This window comes from Advenella sp. (genome assembly GCF_052108595.1).
GTDB lineage: Bacteria > Pseudomonadota > Gammaproteobacteria > Burkholderiales > Burkholderiaceae_B > Advenella.
The window spans coordinates 1-15,709 of sequence record NZ_JBQEAU010000055.1 but is presented as its reverse complement, the minus strand read 5'-3'; the positions used below and the strand labels follow the sequence as shown (position 1 = coordinate 15,709).

The 15,709-nt window shown below is 51.7% G+C and carries 14 protein-coding genes and 1 pseudogene; 7 read left to right on the top strand and 8 right to left on the bottom strand.

Annotation, left to right across the window (positions count from 1 at the left end):
- Both ACTIKR_RS11340 and ACTIKR_RS11335 read left to right on the top strand, forming a co-directional pair.
- A pseudogene (locus ACTIKR_RS11340) lies at positions 1–434 on the top strand (HpcH/HpaI aldolase/citrate lyase family protein); the annotation flags it as partial.
- 18 nt (positions 435–452) lie between these two features.
- A complete protein-coding gene (locus ACTIKR_RS11335; protein WP_442327891.1) occupies positions 453–1,397 on the top strand; it encodes a LysR family transcriptional regulator in 945 nt (314 codons plus the stop codon).
- A gap of 71 nt (positions 1,398–1,468) precedes the next feature.
- On the opposite strand, the gene ACTIKR_RS11330 is transcribed toward ACTIKR_RS11335, so the two are convergent.
- From ACTIKR_RS11330 to ACTIKR_RS11320, 3 genes are all read right to left on the bottom strand, one after another.
- Positions 1,469–2,356 carry a Bug family tripartite tricarboxylate transporter substrate binding protein gene (locus tag ACTIKR_RS11330; RefSeq protein ID WP_442327890.1) on the bottom strand — a complete coding sequence of 296 codons (888 nt, stop codon included), beginning with the start codon at positions 2,354–2,356 and terminating at the stop codon, positions 1,469–1,471.
- A 196-nt stretch (positions 2,357–2,552) separates the two neighbouring features.
- Positions 2,553–3,467 carry an NAD(P)-dependent oxidoreductase gene (locus tag ACTIKR_RS11325; RefSeq protein WP_442327889.1) on the bottom strand — a complete coding sequence of 305 codons (915 nt, stop codon included), beginning with the start codon at positions 3,465–3,467 and terminating at the stop codon, positions 2,553–2,555.
- Positions 3,464–3,886 carry a carboxymuconolactone decarboxylase family protein gene (locus ACTIKR_RS11320; protein ID WP_193089564.1) on the bottom strand — a complete coding sequence of 141 codons (423 nt, stop codon included), beginning with the start codon at positions 3,884–3,886 and terminating at the stop codon, positions 3,464–3,466. Before ACTIKR_RS11320 ends, ACTIKR_RS11325 begins: the two co-directional genes overlap by 4 nt.
- 217 nt (positions 3,887–4,103) lie before the next feature.
- Here ACTIKR_RS11320 and ACTIKR_RS11315 point away from each other — a divergent pair, with 217 nt between their 5' ends.
- Positions 4,104–4,775 (top strand): GntR family transcriptional regulator, encoded by a 672-nt coding sequence (locus tag ACTIKR_RS11315; protein WP_442327888.1) that lies wholly within the window; start codon positions 4,104–4,106, stop codon positions 4,773–4,775.
- Positions 4,776–4,939: 164 nt separating this feature from the next.
- Here the strand turns inward: ACTIKR_RS11315 and ACTIKR_RS11310 are convergent, their stop codons facing one another.
- Genes ACTIKR_RS11310 through dctP form a run of 4 tightly spaced genes read right to left on the bottom strand, consistent with a single transcriptional unit; the run spans position 4,940 to position 9,158 of the window.
- The gene (locus ACTIKR_RS11310) at positions 4,940–6,211 is read right to left on the bottom strand and encodes a hydroxymethylglutaryl-CoA reductase, degradative (protein ID WP_193089565.1); all 1,272 of its coding nucleotides are present in this window, start codon (positions 6,209–6,211) and stop codon (positions 4,940–4,942) included.
- A 30-nt stretch (positions 6,212–6,241) separates the two neighbouring features.
- Positions 6,242–7,555, bottom strand: a complete 1,314-nt coding sequence (locus ACTIKR_RS11305; protein WP_442327887.1) for a TRAP transporter large permease — start codon at positions 7,553–7,555, stop codon at positions 6,242–6,244.
- Complete coding sequence (locus ACTIKR_RS11300) at positions 7,552–8,061, bottom strand: TRAP transporter small permease subunit (protein ID WP_442327886.1); 510 nt, start codon at positions 8,059–8,061, stop codon at positions 7,552–7,554. The genes ACTIKR_RS11305 and ACTIKR_RS11300 overlap by 4 nt, the downstream gene beginning before the upstream one ends.
- Before the next feature lie 53 nt (positions 8,062–8,114).
- Positions 8,115–9,158 carry a TRAP transporter substrate-binding protein DctP gene (gene dctP / locus ACTIKR_RS11295; RefSeq protein WP_193089568.1) on the bottom strand — a complete coding sequence of 348 codons (1,044 nt, stop codon included), beginning with the start codon at positions 9,156–9,158 and terminating at the stop codon, positions 8,115–8,117.
- A 197-nt stretch (positions 9,159–9,355) separates the two neighbouring features.
- Between dctP and ACTIKR_RS11290 the strand changes: the two genes are divergently transcribed.
- Both ACTIKR_RS11290 and ACTIKR_RS11285 read left to right on the top strand, forming a co-directional pair.
- Positions 9,356–10,708 (top strand): aminotransferase-like domain-containing protein, encoded by a 1,353-nt coding sequence (locus tag ACTIKR_RS11290; protein WP_442327885.1) that lies wholly within the window; start codon positions 9,356–9,358, stop codon positions 10,706–10,708.
- Positions 10,709–11,057: 349 nt separating this feature from the next.
- A complete protein-coding gene (locus tag ACTIKR_RS11285; RefSeq protein ID WP_442327884.1) occupies positions 11,058–13,148 on the top strand; it encodes a catalase in 2,091 nt (696 codons plus the stop codon).
- Between the two features lie 87 nt (positions 13,149–13,235).
- Here ACTIKR_RS11285 and ACTIKR_RS11280 read toward each other — a convergent pair whose 3' ends face one another.
- On the bottom strand, positions 13,236–13,754 hold the full coding sequence (locus tag ACTIKR_RS11280; protein ID WP_193089571.1) for a hypothetical protein: 519 nt from the start codon (positions 13,752–13,754) through the stop codon (positions 13,236–13,238).
- A 214-nt stretch (positions 13,755–13,968) separates the two neighbouring features.
- On the opposite strand from ACTIKR_RS11280, the gene ACTIKR_RS11275 reads away from it, so the two are divergent.
- Together ACTIKR_RS11275 and ACTIKR_RS11270 are read left to right on the top strand one after the other, a co-directional pair.
- Positions 13,969–15,342 carry an acyclic terpene utilization AtuA family protein gene (locus tag ACTIKR_RS11275; protein ID WP_442327883.1) on the top strand — a complete coding sequence of 458 codons (1,374 nt, stop codon included), beginning with the start codon at positions 13,969–13,971 and terminating at the stop codon, positions 15,340–15,342.
- Positions 15,339–15,662, top strand: a complete 324-nt coding sequence (locus tag ACTIKR_RS11270; protein ID WP_193089573.1) for an AtuA-related protein — start codon at positions 15,339–15,341, stop codon at positions 15,660–15,662. Before ACTIKR_RS11275 ends, ACTIKR_RS11270 begins: the two co-directional genes overlap by 4 nt.
- The last annotated feature ends 47 nt before the right edge of the window (positions 15,663–15,709 follow it).

Here is a 15,709-nt window from a genome sequence, read left to right as displayed (position 1 = left end):
TGATTGTCGGCGCCGAGGACCTGGCAGCTTCGCTGCAGTCGGCTGTTTGTCCGGACGCGCTGTATGTTCCGAATATGCTGGCCGTCATCGCCTGCCGTAAGGCAGGTATCTTGCCTATCGGCTTTGTCGGCTCAATTGCCGACTTCAATGACGAAGAATTGTTTCGAAGTAAAATCCGGCAGGCGCGGTCCATGGGCTTTGAAGCTTCCTTTTGCATTCATCCGAAGCAGGTTGATATTGTCAACGAAACGTTCATGCCGGACGCCAACGAGATCTCCCATGCACGAGTCATTATGGAAGAATATGAAAAGCATGCCAGTCAGGGCAATGGTGCTTTCACCGTAAACGGGCGTATGGTCGATCTGCCTGTGCTTCTTCAGGCAAAAAACATCATGGATAAGTTACGTATGTATAATGGAGCCGATTGCCTGTAACCGGAAATTTCCTTTGTCATGAATCTACGTCAGCTTGCCTATTTTGTCGCCGTTGCAGAACAGCGATCCATACAAAAGGCATCGGCTGTTTTGCATATATCGCAGCCTTCTGTTAGCACTCAGATTAAGCTGCTGGAAGAGGAGTTGCAGGCTCAGTTACTGGAACGACGACAGAGCGGGACAGTGCTTACACCGGAAGGAGAGCTGTTTCTGAACTATGCAAGAACAGCGCTCGATGCGCTGGATGCTGCGAAAATCAGTCTGCGTGCCAAAACATCATCTGAAGTAGGAAAGGTAGTTGTCGGTATTCCCGGTTCTCTAAGTACTGTGCTGAGTCTGCCTCTGGTGCGACAGGTGCAGCTTGAATGTCCCAACATTCGGCTCAAGCTTGTGTCTGGCCTATCTGGCCATCTGGCCAAGTGGATTGAAGACGGGGACGTTGACTTTGGGCTGGTGCACGGCATTCCACAAGAGAACGGTCTGGACTTTGACTTTCTTATGCGGGAGCATTTGTTTCTTGTGTCTTCGTTCGGAAATACAAGTCTTCAATCAAAATGCACGGCAGACGGTGACATTTCGTTTGCTCATTTGCACAATCTGCCGCTTGTGCTGCCCGGCAAAGAACACGGACTCAGACGCATCGTAGAAGAGCAGGCCCGCCTTGCTGGCGTCAAGCTATATATTCGTACGGAACTGGATGCGCATGAATTGTTGGCCGAGTGGGTAAAAGACACTGCAGACTGTGCGGTGTTGTCACTGGCGGCATTGAAAATGCATGGGGATATCAACGATTTTCTCATAGCTCGTATTGTCGATCCTGTCATTGAGCGTCGGGTATCAATTGCCTATGCAAGCAAGAGGCCGCTTAGCCGAGCCAGCCGCAGGGTCGAGGGGATATTACGTAATTTGCTGTCGGCCGAGATTGATAAAGGCTGGTGGACGTATGCTACGTTGAACAGCTGAGCGCCGATTGAGCTATTTGGCTGCCATTGCCGGCACCAGACTGCTTTGTCTGCAGCGGTGCCGGTTTTATTTTACTCGTTCACGTGGATATTGTTATCCCGAATCAGTGTTGCAAATCGCTCAACTTCGGAATCGATCAACTGCTCAAGCGCTGCGGGGCCACGCTCCTTCTTTGGAGGAATGGGTGCGGCAAACGTCTCCATTTTTGCAATGACCTCGTTGTTGCTAAACGAGGCTTCAAGTGCCGCCGAAAGCGTGTCAATAACTGCTGATGGCGTTCCTTTGGGGGCAACGATGGCATTCCAGACTTTCATGTCGAACGCGGGCACGCCTGCTTCCTTGAACGTGGGTACGTTGGGTAGTTGCTCGACCCGCTTGTCTCCAGAGATGGCGATGGGCAGGATGCGCCCACCTTTGCTCGCCGGAATCATGGTTACCGTCTGGTCAATGACGGCGTCAAGCGTGCCGGCCATAAGATCCGCAATGGACGGTCCTGCACCCCGATAGGAGATTTGTTCAACGTTACCGTTGGTCACGCTATTGAAGTACACAGATGAAATGTGGCCGGTCGAACCCGCTCCGGAGTTGCCAAAATTAAGCTGCTTTTGAGAGCCCTGTGATTTTTCCAATAATTCTTTCATGCTTTTGATGCCGCTTTTCTTGCTGACCGATAGCACCATTGGTACGCTGGCAACCAGGCCGATTGGTTCAAGATCACGGCGGGGATCATAATTGGCTTTGGGATAGAGGGTGCCTGCAATGGCGAAATTGCCCATATTGCCAAATGAAATAGTATAGCCATCTGCCTTGGCGTGCATGAGTTTCTGCAGGCCAATGATACCGCCGCCACCACCGACGTTTTCGACAACGATAGTCTGGTTAAGCGCCTTGCTCATGGCGTCAGCGATAACTCGTGCAAGTGCATCTGTGGAGCCGCCAGGCGCATACGGGACAATCATGGAAATCGGTCTTGACGGATAATCGTTTGCTTGGGCCACTATTGGCAGCAATAATGAGGCTGTGATTGCAGCTAGTATTTTGTTCATGTCTCTTCAAGGCGTTGCGTTTGTATCGCATTGAAAAAACGCGTTGCCTTTCTCCTTTGAATGTATGGGTTTATCTGATATGTTGAATTGCAGGTAAATCGCTGGAGGGTTATGGCTTACCGGCGGTCAGTTCCGTCTGGCTAAGGTTTTCCAATAGTTTTGCCAAGGCGGTATGATCCTGGCCTGGTCCGAGCAAGCCCGCTGCAGATGCCCACATTTCTCTGCATAGCGCCGAGAAAGGGGCTGGCGTTGCTGATTCTGCCGCGATCCCTGTGGCGATGGTCAGATCTTTGATCATCAGATCCAGCCCGAATCCAGAATCGAATTTTCGTGAAAGGACGAATTGTTTGAATTTCTTCTGTGTCGAATTGTTCATTCCGGTAGAAGCGTTCAGAATGTCGATCATGACAGATGGGTCAAGGCCAAACCGTTGCCCGATGAGCAGGGCTTCAATTCCGATAAGGAATCCTCCCGCAGAAACCAGATTATTCAGGGCCTTCATTGCATGGGCAGAGCCAACATCACCGGTATGCGAGATCGTCTTGCCCATCACGGACAGTATTGGGCGCGCCCTCTGAATGATCTCATCGGCACCGCCTACCATAATGGCCAGCTCGCCGGTTCGTGCGCGTGCCACGCCTCCCGATACGGGAGCATCAATAAGCGATCCCCCGGCTTGCTGCGTCAATTTGGCCAATCGCAGTGTTTGGGTGGGTATGCCGGAACTCATTTCAATAACGACGGTATTCGGATTGAGTGCGGCAAGAACGCCATCGGTACCAGTCAGAACCGTCTCAACGATAGTGCTGGTGGGAAGCATGGTGATAATAAAATTGCATTCCCGAGCCATCTCCTGGCCAGTGGCCGCAACCGTGACGCCGCTCAGCCGGGCTAACGGCTCTGTCAGGTGCACATTGGCATCCATGACAAGCAATGGGTAGCCCGCCTGCTGAAGTCGGGACGCCATGGGATTGCCCATGCTGCCGATTCCGATAAATCCAATTTTCTGATCTGCCAGGTTCACTTTTTGTCCCCTTCCTGATCAAATTGGCCCGCCTCCTGCAGAACCTGGTTGGCTACCTTGAAGGCATCCAGACCCGCAGGAATACCGCAATAGACAGTGGCCTGTAGCAGGATCTCCTTTATTTCATCAACGGTCACACCGTTATTGAGTGCGCCCTTTATGTGAAGTTTGATTTCAGCTGGGCGATTGAGTGCTGTAAGCATCGCCAGATTCAGCATGCTTCTCGTCTTGCGTTCCAGGCCCGGACGGTTCCACGCATAGCCCCAGCACCATTCGGTTGTGATGTGCTGGAAGGCCAGCATGAATTCGTTTGCATTGGCCAGTGAATTGTCTACATATTCTGCGCCGAGCACCGCTCTGCGGGTGGCCAGACCTTCCTTGAACAGCGTATCCAGCGGATTACTTGCGTTTTGGGTCATTTGATTTCCTCCTGATGGTCAGTTCCAGGTCCTGATTGAAATTCAGGCCAGATAAAAATATAGTATGATTGTCATACAATAATACTATATGGCAGTTGCTGTTTTTTGTAAATATAATTTTTTCCGGCATCAGCATTGCGGCTATTGATGGTGGACGCATGTTACGTGCGAGCGTTTGTGATAGGATTTGCTAACTTTTTGAGGCTTGAGTCAGGCTATGGCTACACCAATGGATTTGCATATACACCGGGAAAATACAACGTTGCGGCAACACGTCACAGAGCGTTTGCGTGAGGCCGTGATTTCCGGCACGTTTACGGCAGGCCAAAAGCTGGTGGAAAAGGACCTGTGTGCGATGCTCGGAATCAGTCGGACGGTATTGCGTGAATCCCTGCAGCAATTAAATGCTGAAGGACTGATTACAAATATTCCTCATAGAGGACCGGTGGTCGCGACCATTTCGCGTGAGGAAGTGAAAGATATATACCAGGTGCGCCAGGCACTGGAGGCACTGGCAGGCGAGGGTTTCGCCATCCATGCATCAGAGGCACAAATACAGGCCTTGCAGGACTGTCTGGAACGCTTGAAGGCGATAGGCGAAGGCCGCTCTACAGATTCCATACTTGATATCAAAAATCTGTTTTATCGAATTTTGCTGGAGGGCTGCGGGAACGATGTAGTGAAAAACCTGTTAACCCAGTTGAACAATAGAATAATGATTTTGCGCCGCATCTCCTTGTCTGGCACAGAGCGCCTGCCCCATACCATCAAAGAGATTTCTGACATTGTGGATGCGGTGTCCATGAGAAACGCCAAACTGGCCAAGAAGCTGTGTGCCCGGCACGTAGCCAACGCAGCAGAGGCGGCGATGAAATATTTGGATCTATAATTGGTACTGACTCAGCCTTGAGCTTACATACGGCAAATGTATTACAAAAACGCGTTTGCAAAGCGAATATTCTGTGACCGGTAAACACGGCATACTGGTCGCCAGTGTTCAAATCAATCAGAGTAGTCCTGGCACGCCAATGATGCGTGCCAGGACGCGATTGATCAGTCAGTCTTGAGGTCCTGAAGTATTTTCTGCGCGACGTCTATCCGTACGGTCCCCTGAGAGATCAAAGCATTGGCTACCTGATCAATTTGCTTTCCGACTGCCCCGGCCATCATGGCAACATTTTGAGCATGCAAGGCCATATGTCCCTTTTGGATGCCCGTCGTTGCCAACGCTTTTAATGCAGCAAAATTTTGTGCCAGTCCGGTTGCAGCAATAATTCGAGCCAGCTGACTTGCGCTGTTTACGCCAAGTATTTGCAGATTGGCTTTCGCTGTTGGATGAAGTTTGGTTGCTCCACCGACCAAGCCTACGGCCATTGGAATTTCGAGGCTGCCGACCAGATCTCCGTTTTTGTTTACTTCCCAGTGTGTCAGGCTGCCGTAGTGCCCGTCACGTGCTGCATAAGCGTGAGCGCCTGCTTCCACAGCACGCGTGTCGTTGCCGGTGGCCAGGACGACTGCCGATACGCCATTCATGATGCCCTTGTTATGCGTTGCTGCACGATAAGGATCAGATTGGGCAAAATGGTAGGCACTCATAATGCCGTCGCGGATTGCTTCTCCGCCAATCGCATCACAAGTCCATGTCGCACGTGCTCGGGCCAGACGCCTGTCAGCAAGATTTGAAAGAATTCTCAGATAGACCTTGCCGCCGGTCCACTGCTCAATCAGCGGAGCCAGTTTTTCTGCCATGGTATTGACGGCATTGGCTCCCATGGCATCACGAGTGTCGACGATCAGATGTGTAATGACCATGGGCCCGATATTGGAGTCAATGATCCGCACTTCGATATCCTGCAGCCCCCCGCCCAATGACAGCAAAATGGGATCGCAATCGTCACACAGTTTTTTTATCTGTGCTTTCTGCTCCAGTATGGAGATTCTGCAAAATTGCGGATTTGTGATGTTAACCAACTGAATTTGGGCAATCATCTGAGAGCCCGACATGGACGTGGTGAATCCGCCATTGTCATAACACTGCCTTGCGGCATTACAAACCGCGGCAACCACCGAGGATTCTTCTGTGGCCATCGGCACCAGGACATCGTTGCCATCTACTTTCATATTCGTGGCAATGCCCACCGGAATGTTCATGGTGGTAATGACATTCTCGATGAGATGATCGGCGGTGTCAGCGGGCAAATTGCCCGTGTTGAGCATGGATTCGATCGTTTCCGGATCCAGATTGCATCGTTTTTTGAGAATATCCAGGCGACCCTGTATTCCCAGTTTGTGAAAGCCAGCAATTCGAGAGCTCAGTTCAGGCATGGTGTTTCGTTCCGTTTGAAAAATTAAAAATCAATGTCTGTCCATCAAGGACGGAAGCCAGGTAACAAGATCCGGGAAGGCTACGCAAAATGCCAGCGCGCATATTTGTAATATCATGAACGGCAGAACGCCCTTGTATACCGTCCCCATACCCAGATGCGCGGGTAACGGCCCCTTAATATAAAACAGGGTGTATCCGAAAGGGGGGCTGATATAACCTGTCTGTATCGTGATGGCGTACAACACGCCAAACCAAATTTCATCAAATCCGAGTAATTTGACGATAGGCAAAAAGACCGGCACCGTAAGCAGGATGATTCCGATTTCGTCCAGGACTGTCCCCAGAAAAATAAGAATCAACATCATCGCAGCCAATATGACGTAGGGATGAACCTGCATGTCGCGGATCAGATTCAGCAGTGTATCGGCGCCGCCCAGGCCCGTAAAAACAGAGACATAGGCTTTTGCGCCAATGGTAATCCACAGGATCATTGTGGTGGCTTTCGCTGTTTCGAACGTTGCGTGACGAACGCCGGAATAGTCCAGCTTGCGTTTCAGCATCCCGATGATGAATGCGCCGGCAACGCCGACCGCTGCAGCTTCGGTCGGGGTGGCGATGCCGAAAAATATTGAGCCCAGTATCAATATCACAAGGATAATGGGAAAAATAACGCCTTTTACACTTCGCAGCTTGGTCAAGAAGGGGACGCGTTCGCGCCGGGACTGGGGAATGCGTTCAGGATGCGCATAGGCAACGTAAAGAATGTACAGGATATAGAAAGTAGCGAGAATTATTCCCGGCACAATGCCGGCAATGAGCATCTTGCCGATCGATACCTGGGCGGTGACGGCATATACAATGGTCAGAATGGATGGTGGAATCAGAATGCCAAGTGTGCCGGACGCGCATATCGTGCCAGTAACCAGTTTTGGGTCATATCCCCGCTTGAGCATCTCTGGCATGGCCAGCAGCCCCATTGCTGTGACTGCTGCGCCGACAACACCAGTCATCGCGGCCATTAACACGCAGATAAGGACTGTGCCAATGGCGAGCCCGCCCCGTAAGCGGCCGAACCAGATCTCCATGACACCGTACAGTTCTTCAATAACGCCGGTGCGCTGTAAAATTGCTGCCATGAAGATATACAGAGGGATGCCCAATAGCGCTTCGGAGCGCATGGTGTCGAAAATCTGCAGTACCATGATCACCACTGCATTCGGATCCCAGAGGGTCACCGTAATGAGAAGTGACAAGCCGCCAAGCACGAAGGCAATCGGCAAGCCGGTGAGCATGAACAGCGTTAACCCGGCAAACATGATGACCAGAATAATGTTTGCATTCATGGCTGTTGATCCTGTTCTCTGTACAGAACGGTCAGCATTTCTGCAAAACTTTGAAGTCCCAGTAATAAAACCGATATGGGTATGGCAAACTTGACTGGCCAGACTGGCGGATTCCAGGCGGAAAACGATGTTTCCTTATACTCCCATGCCTGCATCGCGGGCGAGAATGAATAGGAAAACATGATGATGCTGAACACAATAATGATCAAGAAACTGAATAAATCGAGGAGCCGCCGATTCTGTGGCGACAATTTGTTCTTCAGCAAATCAAGATTGACATGGCCACGCATGTGCAGCAAATAGGCCCCGCCAAGCAGAAAGTAGGGGCCAAACAGCAGTGTTGCCAGCTCCATGCCCCATGTTGTAGGGGCATGGAACACATATCTGCTGACCACTTCGTACAACATAGAAAAGACGATCAGGAAAATAAGCGATGATGCAACATTGAAAAAGAATTTATTAATACGGGTAATACCCAAAATATAGGCGGACACGATAGCAGGCATGGAATAGATCCAAAAAAACAATGTTGCAGATAGCGTCTATGTCAGTTGAATGTTCAAGACAGCAGCCCAAGATCTTTCATAAATGCAATTTGGCTGTCCATCATTTTTTTGGCCAGGGGGTTGCCTTTGGTCGCAGACTCCCACGCTTTTACCGCCTGTACTCGGCCTTGCGCCAGTTCGTCCGCACTCAGCGATGCGACTTCTACGCCTTTGCTTTGGAACGCTTTCAATGCCAGGGTGTCAGCCACAAGAATATGCTGACGCAAGGCGCCGGAAATTTCCCGGGCAGCGGTTGCCAGGGCCGCTTTATTTGATGCGGACAGTTTCTCGTATGCGCCGCGATTGGCCACATAACTTGTCGCTGTTGTAGGCTGATGCGGGCCAGGCATGATAATGTACTTGGCTACTTCGGCCAGGCCGGCTTCCAGGTTGGCTGTCAGATCGCCTCGGTCGGCTAAATCGATCACGCCCTTATCCAAAGCGGAATAGACTTCGTTCGTTGCCAGTGTCGTGACGGACACGCCAAGGGCTCCCATGACAGTGGAGGCCAGTCCGACGAATCGTCCCTTTTTATTTTTCAGATCTGCGAGCGATTTGATCGGGACGCGTGAATGTATGGGTTCTGGCCCGTATACGGTGGGGGCGATATAATATAAACCCGCAGGCATATAGGCTTCGCGGGCCAGGGCCAGCCCGTCTTTTTCGTAGAACCAGGCTTCGTACTGGTCTGGTTCGGGAAAGCCGAAAGGGACCGTACTGGTAAAGGCCAGGCCAGGAATTTTTCCAGCCTCATAGCCGTCGAATGTTTTCATCATTTGGAAGGCGCCACCGCGCACGGCATCAAATGCCTGGTTGGCAGGAACAAGCTGACCCGCCGAGTAAAGTTGAATCTGGAATTTGTTGTCAGTCAATTCTGCAACACGTTTGACGAATATTTCTTCAAACTTTTGCGGTGTGGTACCACCGTCCCATAACGATTGCATCTTCCACTTCACTATTTCCTGGGCCCGCGCTACGGCAGGCATGCCCAGGACGCCGATGCCCGCAACGGTCCCCGAGGCCAGTTTTTTAAGTAGATCGCGGCGTAGGATTTTCATTCATGTCTCCTTGATTTTTTAGAATATATAGGTACAGTAGTGGGTACGGTTAAAAAATATATATTAATTCGCTTGTACGCTATGATGCTAAGTTATTTGAAATTAAGCAAGGTACAGTTTCTTCGAAAGTAGTGGATACTGTACCTGAATGTGTAGGGGCACACTTGTTGTGCGCAGCACCATACATCGGGACAATCATGAGTAAAGTCAACAGTATTGTCGAGCACATGCTTCTTGCCATACAGAATGGGAATCTGAAAAGCGGACAGAAGTTGATGTCTATCAGAGTTGCTCGTGAATACTTCAATGTGTCGAAAAATACCATGATCGATGTCTATGACAGACTCGTTTCATTGGGGCATATCACGGCCAGGCCAGGATCCGGTTACTATGTCAGTACGTTAAGCAAAAAGCAAAATAAAAGCAGCTCCACGCATATAGCGGAAGCGGTTGATGCAATATCGCTGCTGCGCGAACAGTTGAACCAGACCTATCGTGTTCGTGTCGGAGATGGCAGGCCTCCGTCGTCATGGATGAGCCAGTTCGATTTTGATATGCGGCTCAAAATACCGAATGATAATAAATATGGTTACGGCAATCCCATGGGTTTCGAGCCACTGCGTGAGGCGATCGCGCAAAATCTTATTGAGAGATCTATTCGGGCGTCGGCAGACCAGGTGCTGCTCACTTACGGCGCTAACCACGCGATGGACTTGATTATCAAACAGTTTCTCTCTCCGGGGGATACTGTTTTTGTCGATAGTCCCGGGTATTATCCTTTATTTGCCAAGCTCAAACTGTACAAAATTAAAATGATTGGCGTCAGGCGCGGTGACACGGGCCCCGATACAGAAGATCTGGAAGACAAGGCCAGGCTGCACCGTGCAAAGCTGTTTTTCACGCAAACATTGGGCCACAACCCTACAGGCGGCTGTGCAAGTTTGGCCGCACAATATCAGGTACTCAAGCTGGCCGAAAAATACGATTTCAGGGTTGTCGAGAATGATGCGTTTGCAGACTTGTTGCCACCTGGTATGCCGCGTATGGCGGGCCTGGACCAGTTGGATCGGATCTTGTATATAGGTACCTATTCCAAGACGCTGTCGGCCAGTTTTCGGGTGGGTTACATCGCAGGCAAACATGCGCTAATTGATTCTCTTTGTAATATTAAGATGCTTACCGTTGTCACATCATCCGATTATCTGGAGCGATGGCTTTACAGTCTGATTGCCAACGGACAATATCTGAAGCACTTGCGACGGCTCAGGCCAATGGTCGAACAGGCGGGAGCCCAGGCGTTGAACAATTTTTCGGAATTGGGATTTCATGTTCCTTATCAGTCTGAGGGCACATATTACATGTGGCTCGAGTTGCCGGCTCGTCTGGACGATATCCAGGTGGCTCGCAAGGCGGCAGAAGAAGGTATTTTCCTGGCCCCGGGTACCGTTTTTTATCCGGAGAAAAAGCTCAGTCAAAAACCGGCCTTAAGAATCAATGTCGCCTATGCCAATGACCAGGACTTTCTGGCATTTCTGAGAAAACTGCGCTGAAAGCGCATTTCGCCCACTTGATTCGCCCACTTGATCCTGCAGGTAAGGTCCGTCGATCGCGTTATGCAATAGGGCCAGAGAAGCAAACTGATTTGGGATGATGATTATTGAAATAACCTGACTTGAGCGATGCACGCGACGACGAGATGGAAATGGCCTTTACTGGGCAATTGGCTGGTGAGCGTGACACGCGTGGTTACGTTATTTTCCATGGGATCGATCATGTCGTTCGATGCAGAATGTGGCATACTGGTTACGCTCCCTTCCACTTGCTATCCCAGATAGCGTCATATTTTTCGTATTCCGTTTCAACTGATCATTATTCAAGTCCTGTTTTAAGGAGATACTAATGAAGTCAAGTTCGAAAAAATCGGTTTCACGCCCCGCACAAGGGGCCAAAGACGAAGTTGGCAATGCCGGAGAATTACAACAACAGGCCGGCGGCACGCATCCGGTCATGACAACCCAGCAGGGTCTGACCATCAGTGACAATCAGAATTCTTTGCGGGCAGGACCACGCGGCCCGACTTTGCTCGAAGATTTTATGCTTCGGGAAAAGATCACGCATTTTGACCACGAACGTATTCCTGAGCGTATCGTTCATGCACGCGGCACCGGCGTACACGGCTTCTTTGAATTGACCCAATCTCTGTCCAAATATACGACGGCGAGAATTTTGACGGAAAAGAGCGTGCAGACGCCCGTATTCTGTCGAATCTCCACTGTGGCCGGGGGGAGCGGCTCGGTAGATACGCCTCGGGATGTGCGCGGTTTTGCGGTCAAGTTCTACACACAGGAAGGCAACTGGGACCTGGTTGGCAATAACATCCCTGTGTTTTTCATACAGGAGGCCATGAAATTTCCGGATCTGGTTCACGCGGTGAAAATGGAACCGGATCGTGGCTTTCCACAGGCGGCCAGCGCGCATGATACGTTCTGGGATTTTATCTCGCTCATGCCCGAGTCCATGCATATGATCATGTGGGCCATGAGCGATCGTGCGATTCCGCGTTCTCTTCGTATGATCGAAGGCTTTGGCATTCACAGCTTCCGGCTGGTGAACAAGGACGGTCAAAGCACCTTCGTCAAGTTCCACTGGCGTCCTAAACTCGGGTTGCAGTCCACGGTGTGGGACGAAGCCGTCAAGCTGGCTGGCGCAGATCCCGATTTTCATCGCCGCGATTTTTTCGAAGCCATTCAGAATGGCAGCTTTCCAGAGTGGGAGCTGGGAGTGCAGCTGTTTACCGAGCAAGAGGCCGATACCTTCCCGTTTGATCACCTGGATTCGACCAAACTGATTCCAGAAGAACTGGTGCCGCTGAAAATCATTGGCCGGATGGTGTTGAATCGCTGGCCGGATAACTTTTTCGCCGAAACCGAGCAGGTGGCATTCTGTCCGGCCAATATCGTACCCGGAATCGATTTTTCCGAAGATCCGTTGCTGCAGGGCAGGCTGTTCTCCTATCTGGATACACAGTTGTCGCGGCTTGGAGGACCCAATTTTGCCCAGATTCCGGTCAATGCCCCTAAGTGCCCGTTCCAAAATACGCAGCGCGACGGGCATATGCAGATGCAGGCGCAAAAGGGAAGAACCGCATACGATCCGCAAAGCCTGGATCCGAATGCCACGCGTGCCAGTTTGAAAACGGGCTTTCACAGCGCTGCAGTGCCGACAGAAGGCGCCAAATCCCGTATTCGTGCGGAAAGCTTTGCCGATCATTACAGTCAGGCGCGGATGTTCTATCGTAGTCAGTCCGACGTGGAGCAGGCGCATCTGGCTTCGGCACTGGTTTTCGAACTATCCAAGGTCGAGACCGAGCATGTGCGCCTGGCAGTCGTGAGCCAGTTGCGCACGATAGACCAGAGCCTGGCCAAACGCGTTGCAGATGGGCTGGGACTTAAATCGTTGCCGGTGGCGGTCAAGCCGGTGGTGCCTGTTCAGGACCTGGATTTGTCTCCTGCCTTGCGTCTTATTGATCGAATGAAAGATACGCTGGAAGGGCGAACCATCGGGATATTGATTGCCGACGGCTCCAACAACGAGAGTATCAACGCGATGAAGAGCGCGCTGGACAAGGCCGGCGCGGCAGTGAAACTGGTTGCGCAAAAACGCGGTGTGACGCTCAAGGATGGCACCTATGTGACAGCCGACGGGCAACTGGCGGGTACACCATCGATCGTGTTCGATGGGGTGGTCAGTATTCTGCCTATGGCCGAAGCGGAAAAGCTGGTGCATGAGGCGGCCGCCGTAGACTGGTTCCGCGATGCCTTTGGGCATTTGAAAGCCATTGCTGCGTGCAAGGGAACGCACAAGATTCTGGAAGCGGCCGGTATCAAGCCCGATGCGGGGGTGGTCGCGCCGGAGGACATCAAGGCGTTTATCAAACTGGCAAAAACACGCCAGTGGAAGCGGGAACCAACGTTGCGGACATTGGCCTGACAGCTTGATCCGGTCATAAGGACAACAAGGCCACGGGCTGTATGCCCAGTGGCCTTGTTGTTTGTCAGATTGTGTGCAGAGCTGTTGTCAGGCCAGGGAGTCCCGGTCCGTGGCCAGCGTCGGATCCTGGCCTCCTGCCTGTGTGATTGACGTGACGGCAGCTGGTGGCTCCAGCGTTTCTTGCAGGACCCAGCCCCGGTCTGTATGGCGCAGCAGGAAATACACGTTCTGATTTCTCGCCACCGAGCGCTCGTCAAGGCGTTGCACCCGTTCCGGGCGGTCCAAATGTACGGCATACATAATGCGAATAAAGGTGTCGGCATGTCTGGGAACCTGCCTGGCGGATTCCCATTCTTGCAATTGTGATTCAGTGAGTGCCAGCCGCTTGCAAAGCACAGCGGAAGTGATTTGCAGTTCCCTGCACAGATAGCGAAATTCGGCGCCGGAAAGCGGCACGCTTTTTACGCAGAGTGCGCTGCAAATGGTTCTTTTGAGTCCCTGGGGATTATGGACGACGATGCTCCTGCCATTTCTGGTTTCCTTTATCCGATAACCATTGCTTAGCCAGACGTTCTGCAGGCCACCTTCAACAAATGGATGCATCATCAATCCCAATCAGTCGCTTTTTCAGAAGAAGTCTTTTGAAAAGTATACAGGAGGTGAACCCTGATATGACAATTTGAAGACAGATTATGGTCATGCCGCCGCATTCTATTAATACTATTTATTTATCAATTGATCAAAATAATTAATTTAATTTTTCAATTGAAATTCAATAGAATGAATTCAAGGACATTTTACTAGTCATCAGGGAGGATAGATGCAAAGTCTGCTCATTGGCTGCGGCGCCGGGTTTTCCGGGGACCGCATTGATGCTGCCCAGGCAGTTGTCAAGACATTGATTGCGCGCCGGCAGCCCGCTGTGCTTATCTTCGAGATGCTGGCCGAGCGCACGCTGGCACTGGGGCAGTTAGCCAAAAACCAGAATCCGGAGCACGGCTACGAGCCGTTGTTGCAGGACGTGCTGGCGCCCATTCTGAATGATTGCGTCGCCCACCATATTCCCATTGTCAGCAATTTCGGGGCAGCCAATCCCGTTGCAGCGGCCAAGGCCATTGATGCATTGGCTATCGAACAGAATCTGGCCGGCTTGAAAATTGCCGTTGTCGAAGGCGACGATATCCTTGCGAAGGTGGATATCTCCAGTCTGCAAATTTGGGAAGGGGATCGTGAACTGGCAGCCGGCGCCGGCGATCCGATAGCGGCCAATGTCTATCTGGGCGCCAGAGGCATTGCAGACGCGCTGGCCGATGGCGCGCAGATTGTGATTACCGGCAGAGTGGCCGATCCTGCGCTCACTCTGGGGCCTGCCATGGCGCATTTCAATTGGGGCTGGGACGATTGGGACCGGCTGGCTGCAGCAACACTGGCCGGGCACCTGCTCGAATGTGGCTCGCAGGTCACGGGTGGTTATTTTGCCGATCCGGGCTACAAGGACGTGCCGGATCTGGCCAATGTCGGCTTTCCCATTGCGCAGGTATTTGAAGACGGCCGGATTATTATAGGCAAGGCTGATCATACGGGCGGCACGGTCAATCTGATGACAGTGAAAGAGCAGATGCTGTATGAAATCCATGACCCTGCGTGCTATATGACGCCAGACGTCATTCTTGATATTTCCCAGGTGCAGATTCATCAGATTGCACCCGATCAGGTGGTGGTCACCGGCGCCCGCGGTGCACCCCGGCCGGACACGCTCAAGGCGACTGTCTCGTTCATGGGTGACTGGTTCGGCGAAGGAGAGATTTCCTATGCAGGCCCCAATGCAGGGGAACGCGCAAAACTGGCGGCTGACATACTGGGCGAGCGAGCAAAGCGGCTGAAGGAGCCGTGCCGCTTTCGCCGTGACCTGCTTGGGCTGGTTAGCGTACTGGATTCGGATACAGCAGCGCTGCGTGACAGTTTGCCGCTTGATCAGATTACCGACGTGCGCTTGCGGCTGGCCGTCAATGCGCCGGACAAAGCGACAGTAGAACGAATGATGCATGAGGTCAATGCGCTGTACTGTTGCGGGCCGGCCGGCGGCGGGGGTGTACGAACCAGTGTTAAAAGCAGTGTGCGCACGGTGTCGTACCTGATCCCCCGCGACCTGGTGCAGGAAAGCTGGCGTTATGTTGCAGGAGAATCACGATGAGCAAGTGGATAAAGCTGCATGAGATTGCACATGCAAGGGCGGGAGACAAGGGCAACCGTCTGAACATCAGTCTGATTCCGTATGACCCGGTGGACTGGCCGCTATTGCTGGAGCAGGTAAGTGCGGACAAAGTCAAGGCATGGTTTGCCCATCGCGGCGCAACGCAAGTTGTGCGCTACGAATTACCCAACCTGAAGGCATTGAATTTCGTTATTGATAATGTGCTCGAAGGGGGAGTGAACACCAGCCTGAATCTGGATAAACATGGTAAATCAAATTCGTTCCGACTGCTTGATATGTCGATACAGATCGGAACTTAAAAAAGGAGACAGTCAATGACAATGAATAATTTCAAATCCAAAATCAT

Coding starts and splice junctions, on each gene's coding strand:
- ACTIKR_RS11335 (WP_442327891.1), top strand. CDS start 453: ATGAATCTACGTCAGCTTGCCTATTTTGTCGCCGTTGCAGAACAGCGA.
- ACTIKR_RS11330 (WP_442327890.1), bottom strand. CDS start 2,356: ATGATTGTCCCGTATGCGCCTGGCGGCTCCACAGATGCACTTGCACGA.
- ACTIKR_RS11320 (WP_193089564.1), bottom strand. CDS start 3,886: ATGACCCAAAACGCAAGTAATCCGCTGGATACGCTGTTCAAGGAAGGT.
- ACTIKR_RS11315 (WP_442327888.1), top strand. CDS start 4,104: ATGGCTACACCAATGGATTTGCATATACACCGGGAAAATACAACGTTG.
- ACTIKR_RS11310 (WP_193089565.1), bottom strand. CDS start 6,211: ATGCCTGAACTGAGCTCTCGAATTGCTGGCTTTCACAAACTGGGAATA.
- ACTIKR_RS11305 (WP_442327887.1), bottom strand. CDS start 7,555: ATGAATGCAAACATTATTCTGGTCATCATGTTTGCCGGGTTAACGCTG.
- ACTIKR_RS11300 (WP_442327886.1), bottom strand. CDS start 8,061: ATGCCTGCTATCGTGTCCGCCTATATTTTGGGTATTACCCGTATTAAT.
- dctP (WP_193089568.1), bottom strand. CDS start 9,158: ATGAAAATCCTACGCCGCGATCTACTTAAAAAACTGGCCTCGGGGACC.
- ACTIKR_RS11290 (WP_442327885.1), top strand. CDS start 9,356: ATGAGTAAAGTCAACAGTATTGTCGAGCACATGCTTCTTGCCATACAG.
- ACTIKR_RS11285 (WP_442327884.1), top strand. CDS start 11,058: ATGAAGTCAAGTTCGAAAAAATCGGTTTCACGCCCCGCACAAGGGGCC.
- ACTIKR_RS11280 (WP_193089571.1), bottom strand. CDS start 13,754: ATGATGCATCCATTTGTTGAAGGTGGCCTGCAGAACGTCTGGCTAAGC.
- ACTIKR_RS11275 (WP_442327883.1), top strand. CDS start 13,969: ATGCAAAGTCTGCTCATTGGCTGCGGCGCCGGGTTTTCCGGGGACCGC.
- ACTIKR_RS11270 (WP_193089573.1), top strand. CDS start 15,339: ATGAGCAAGTGGATAAAGCTGCATGAGATTGCACATGCAAGGGCGGGA.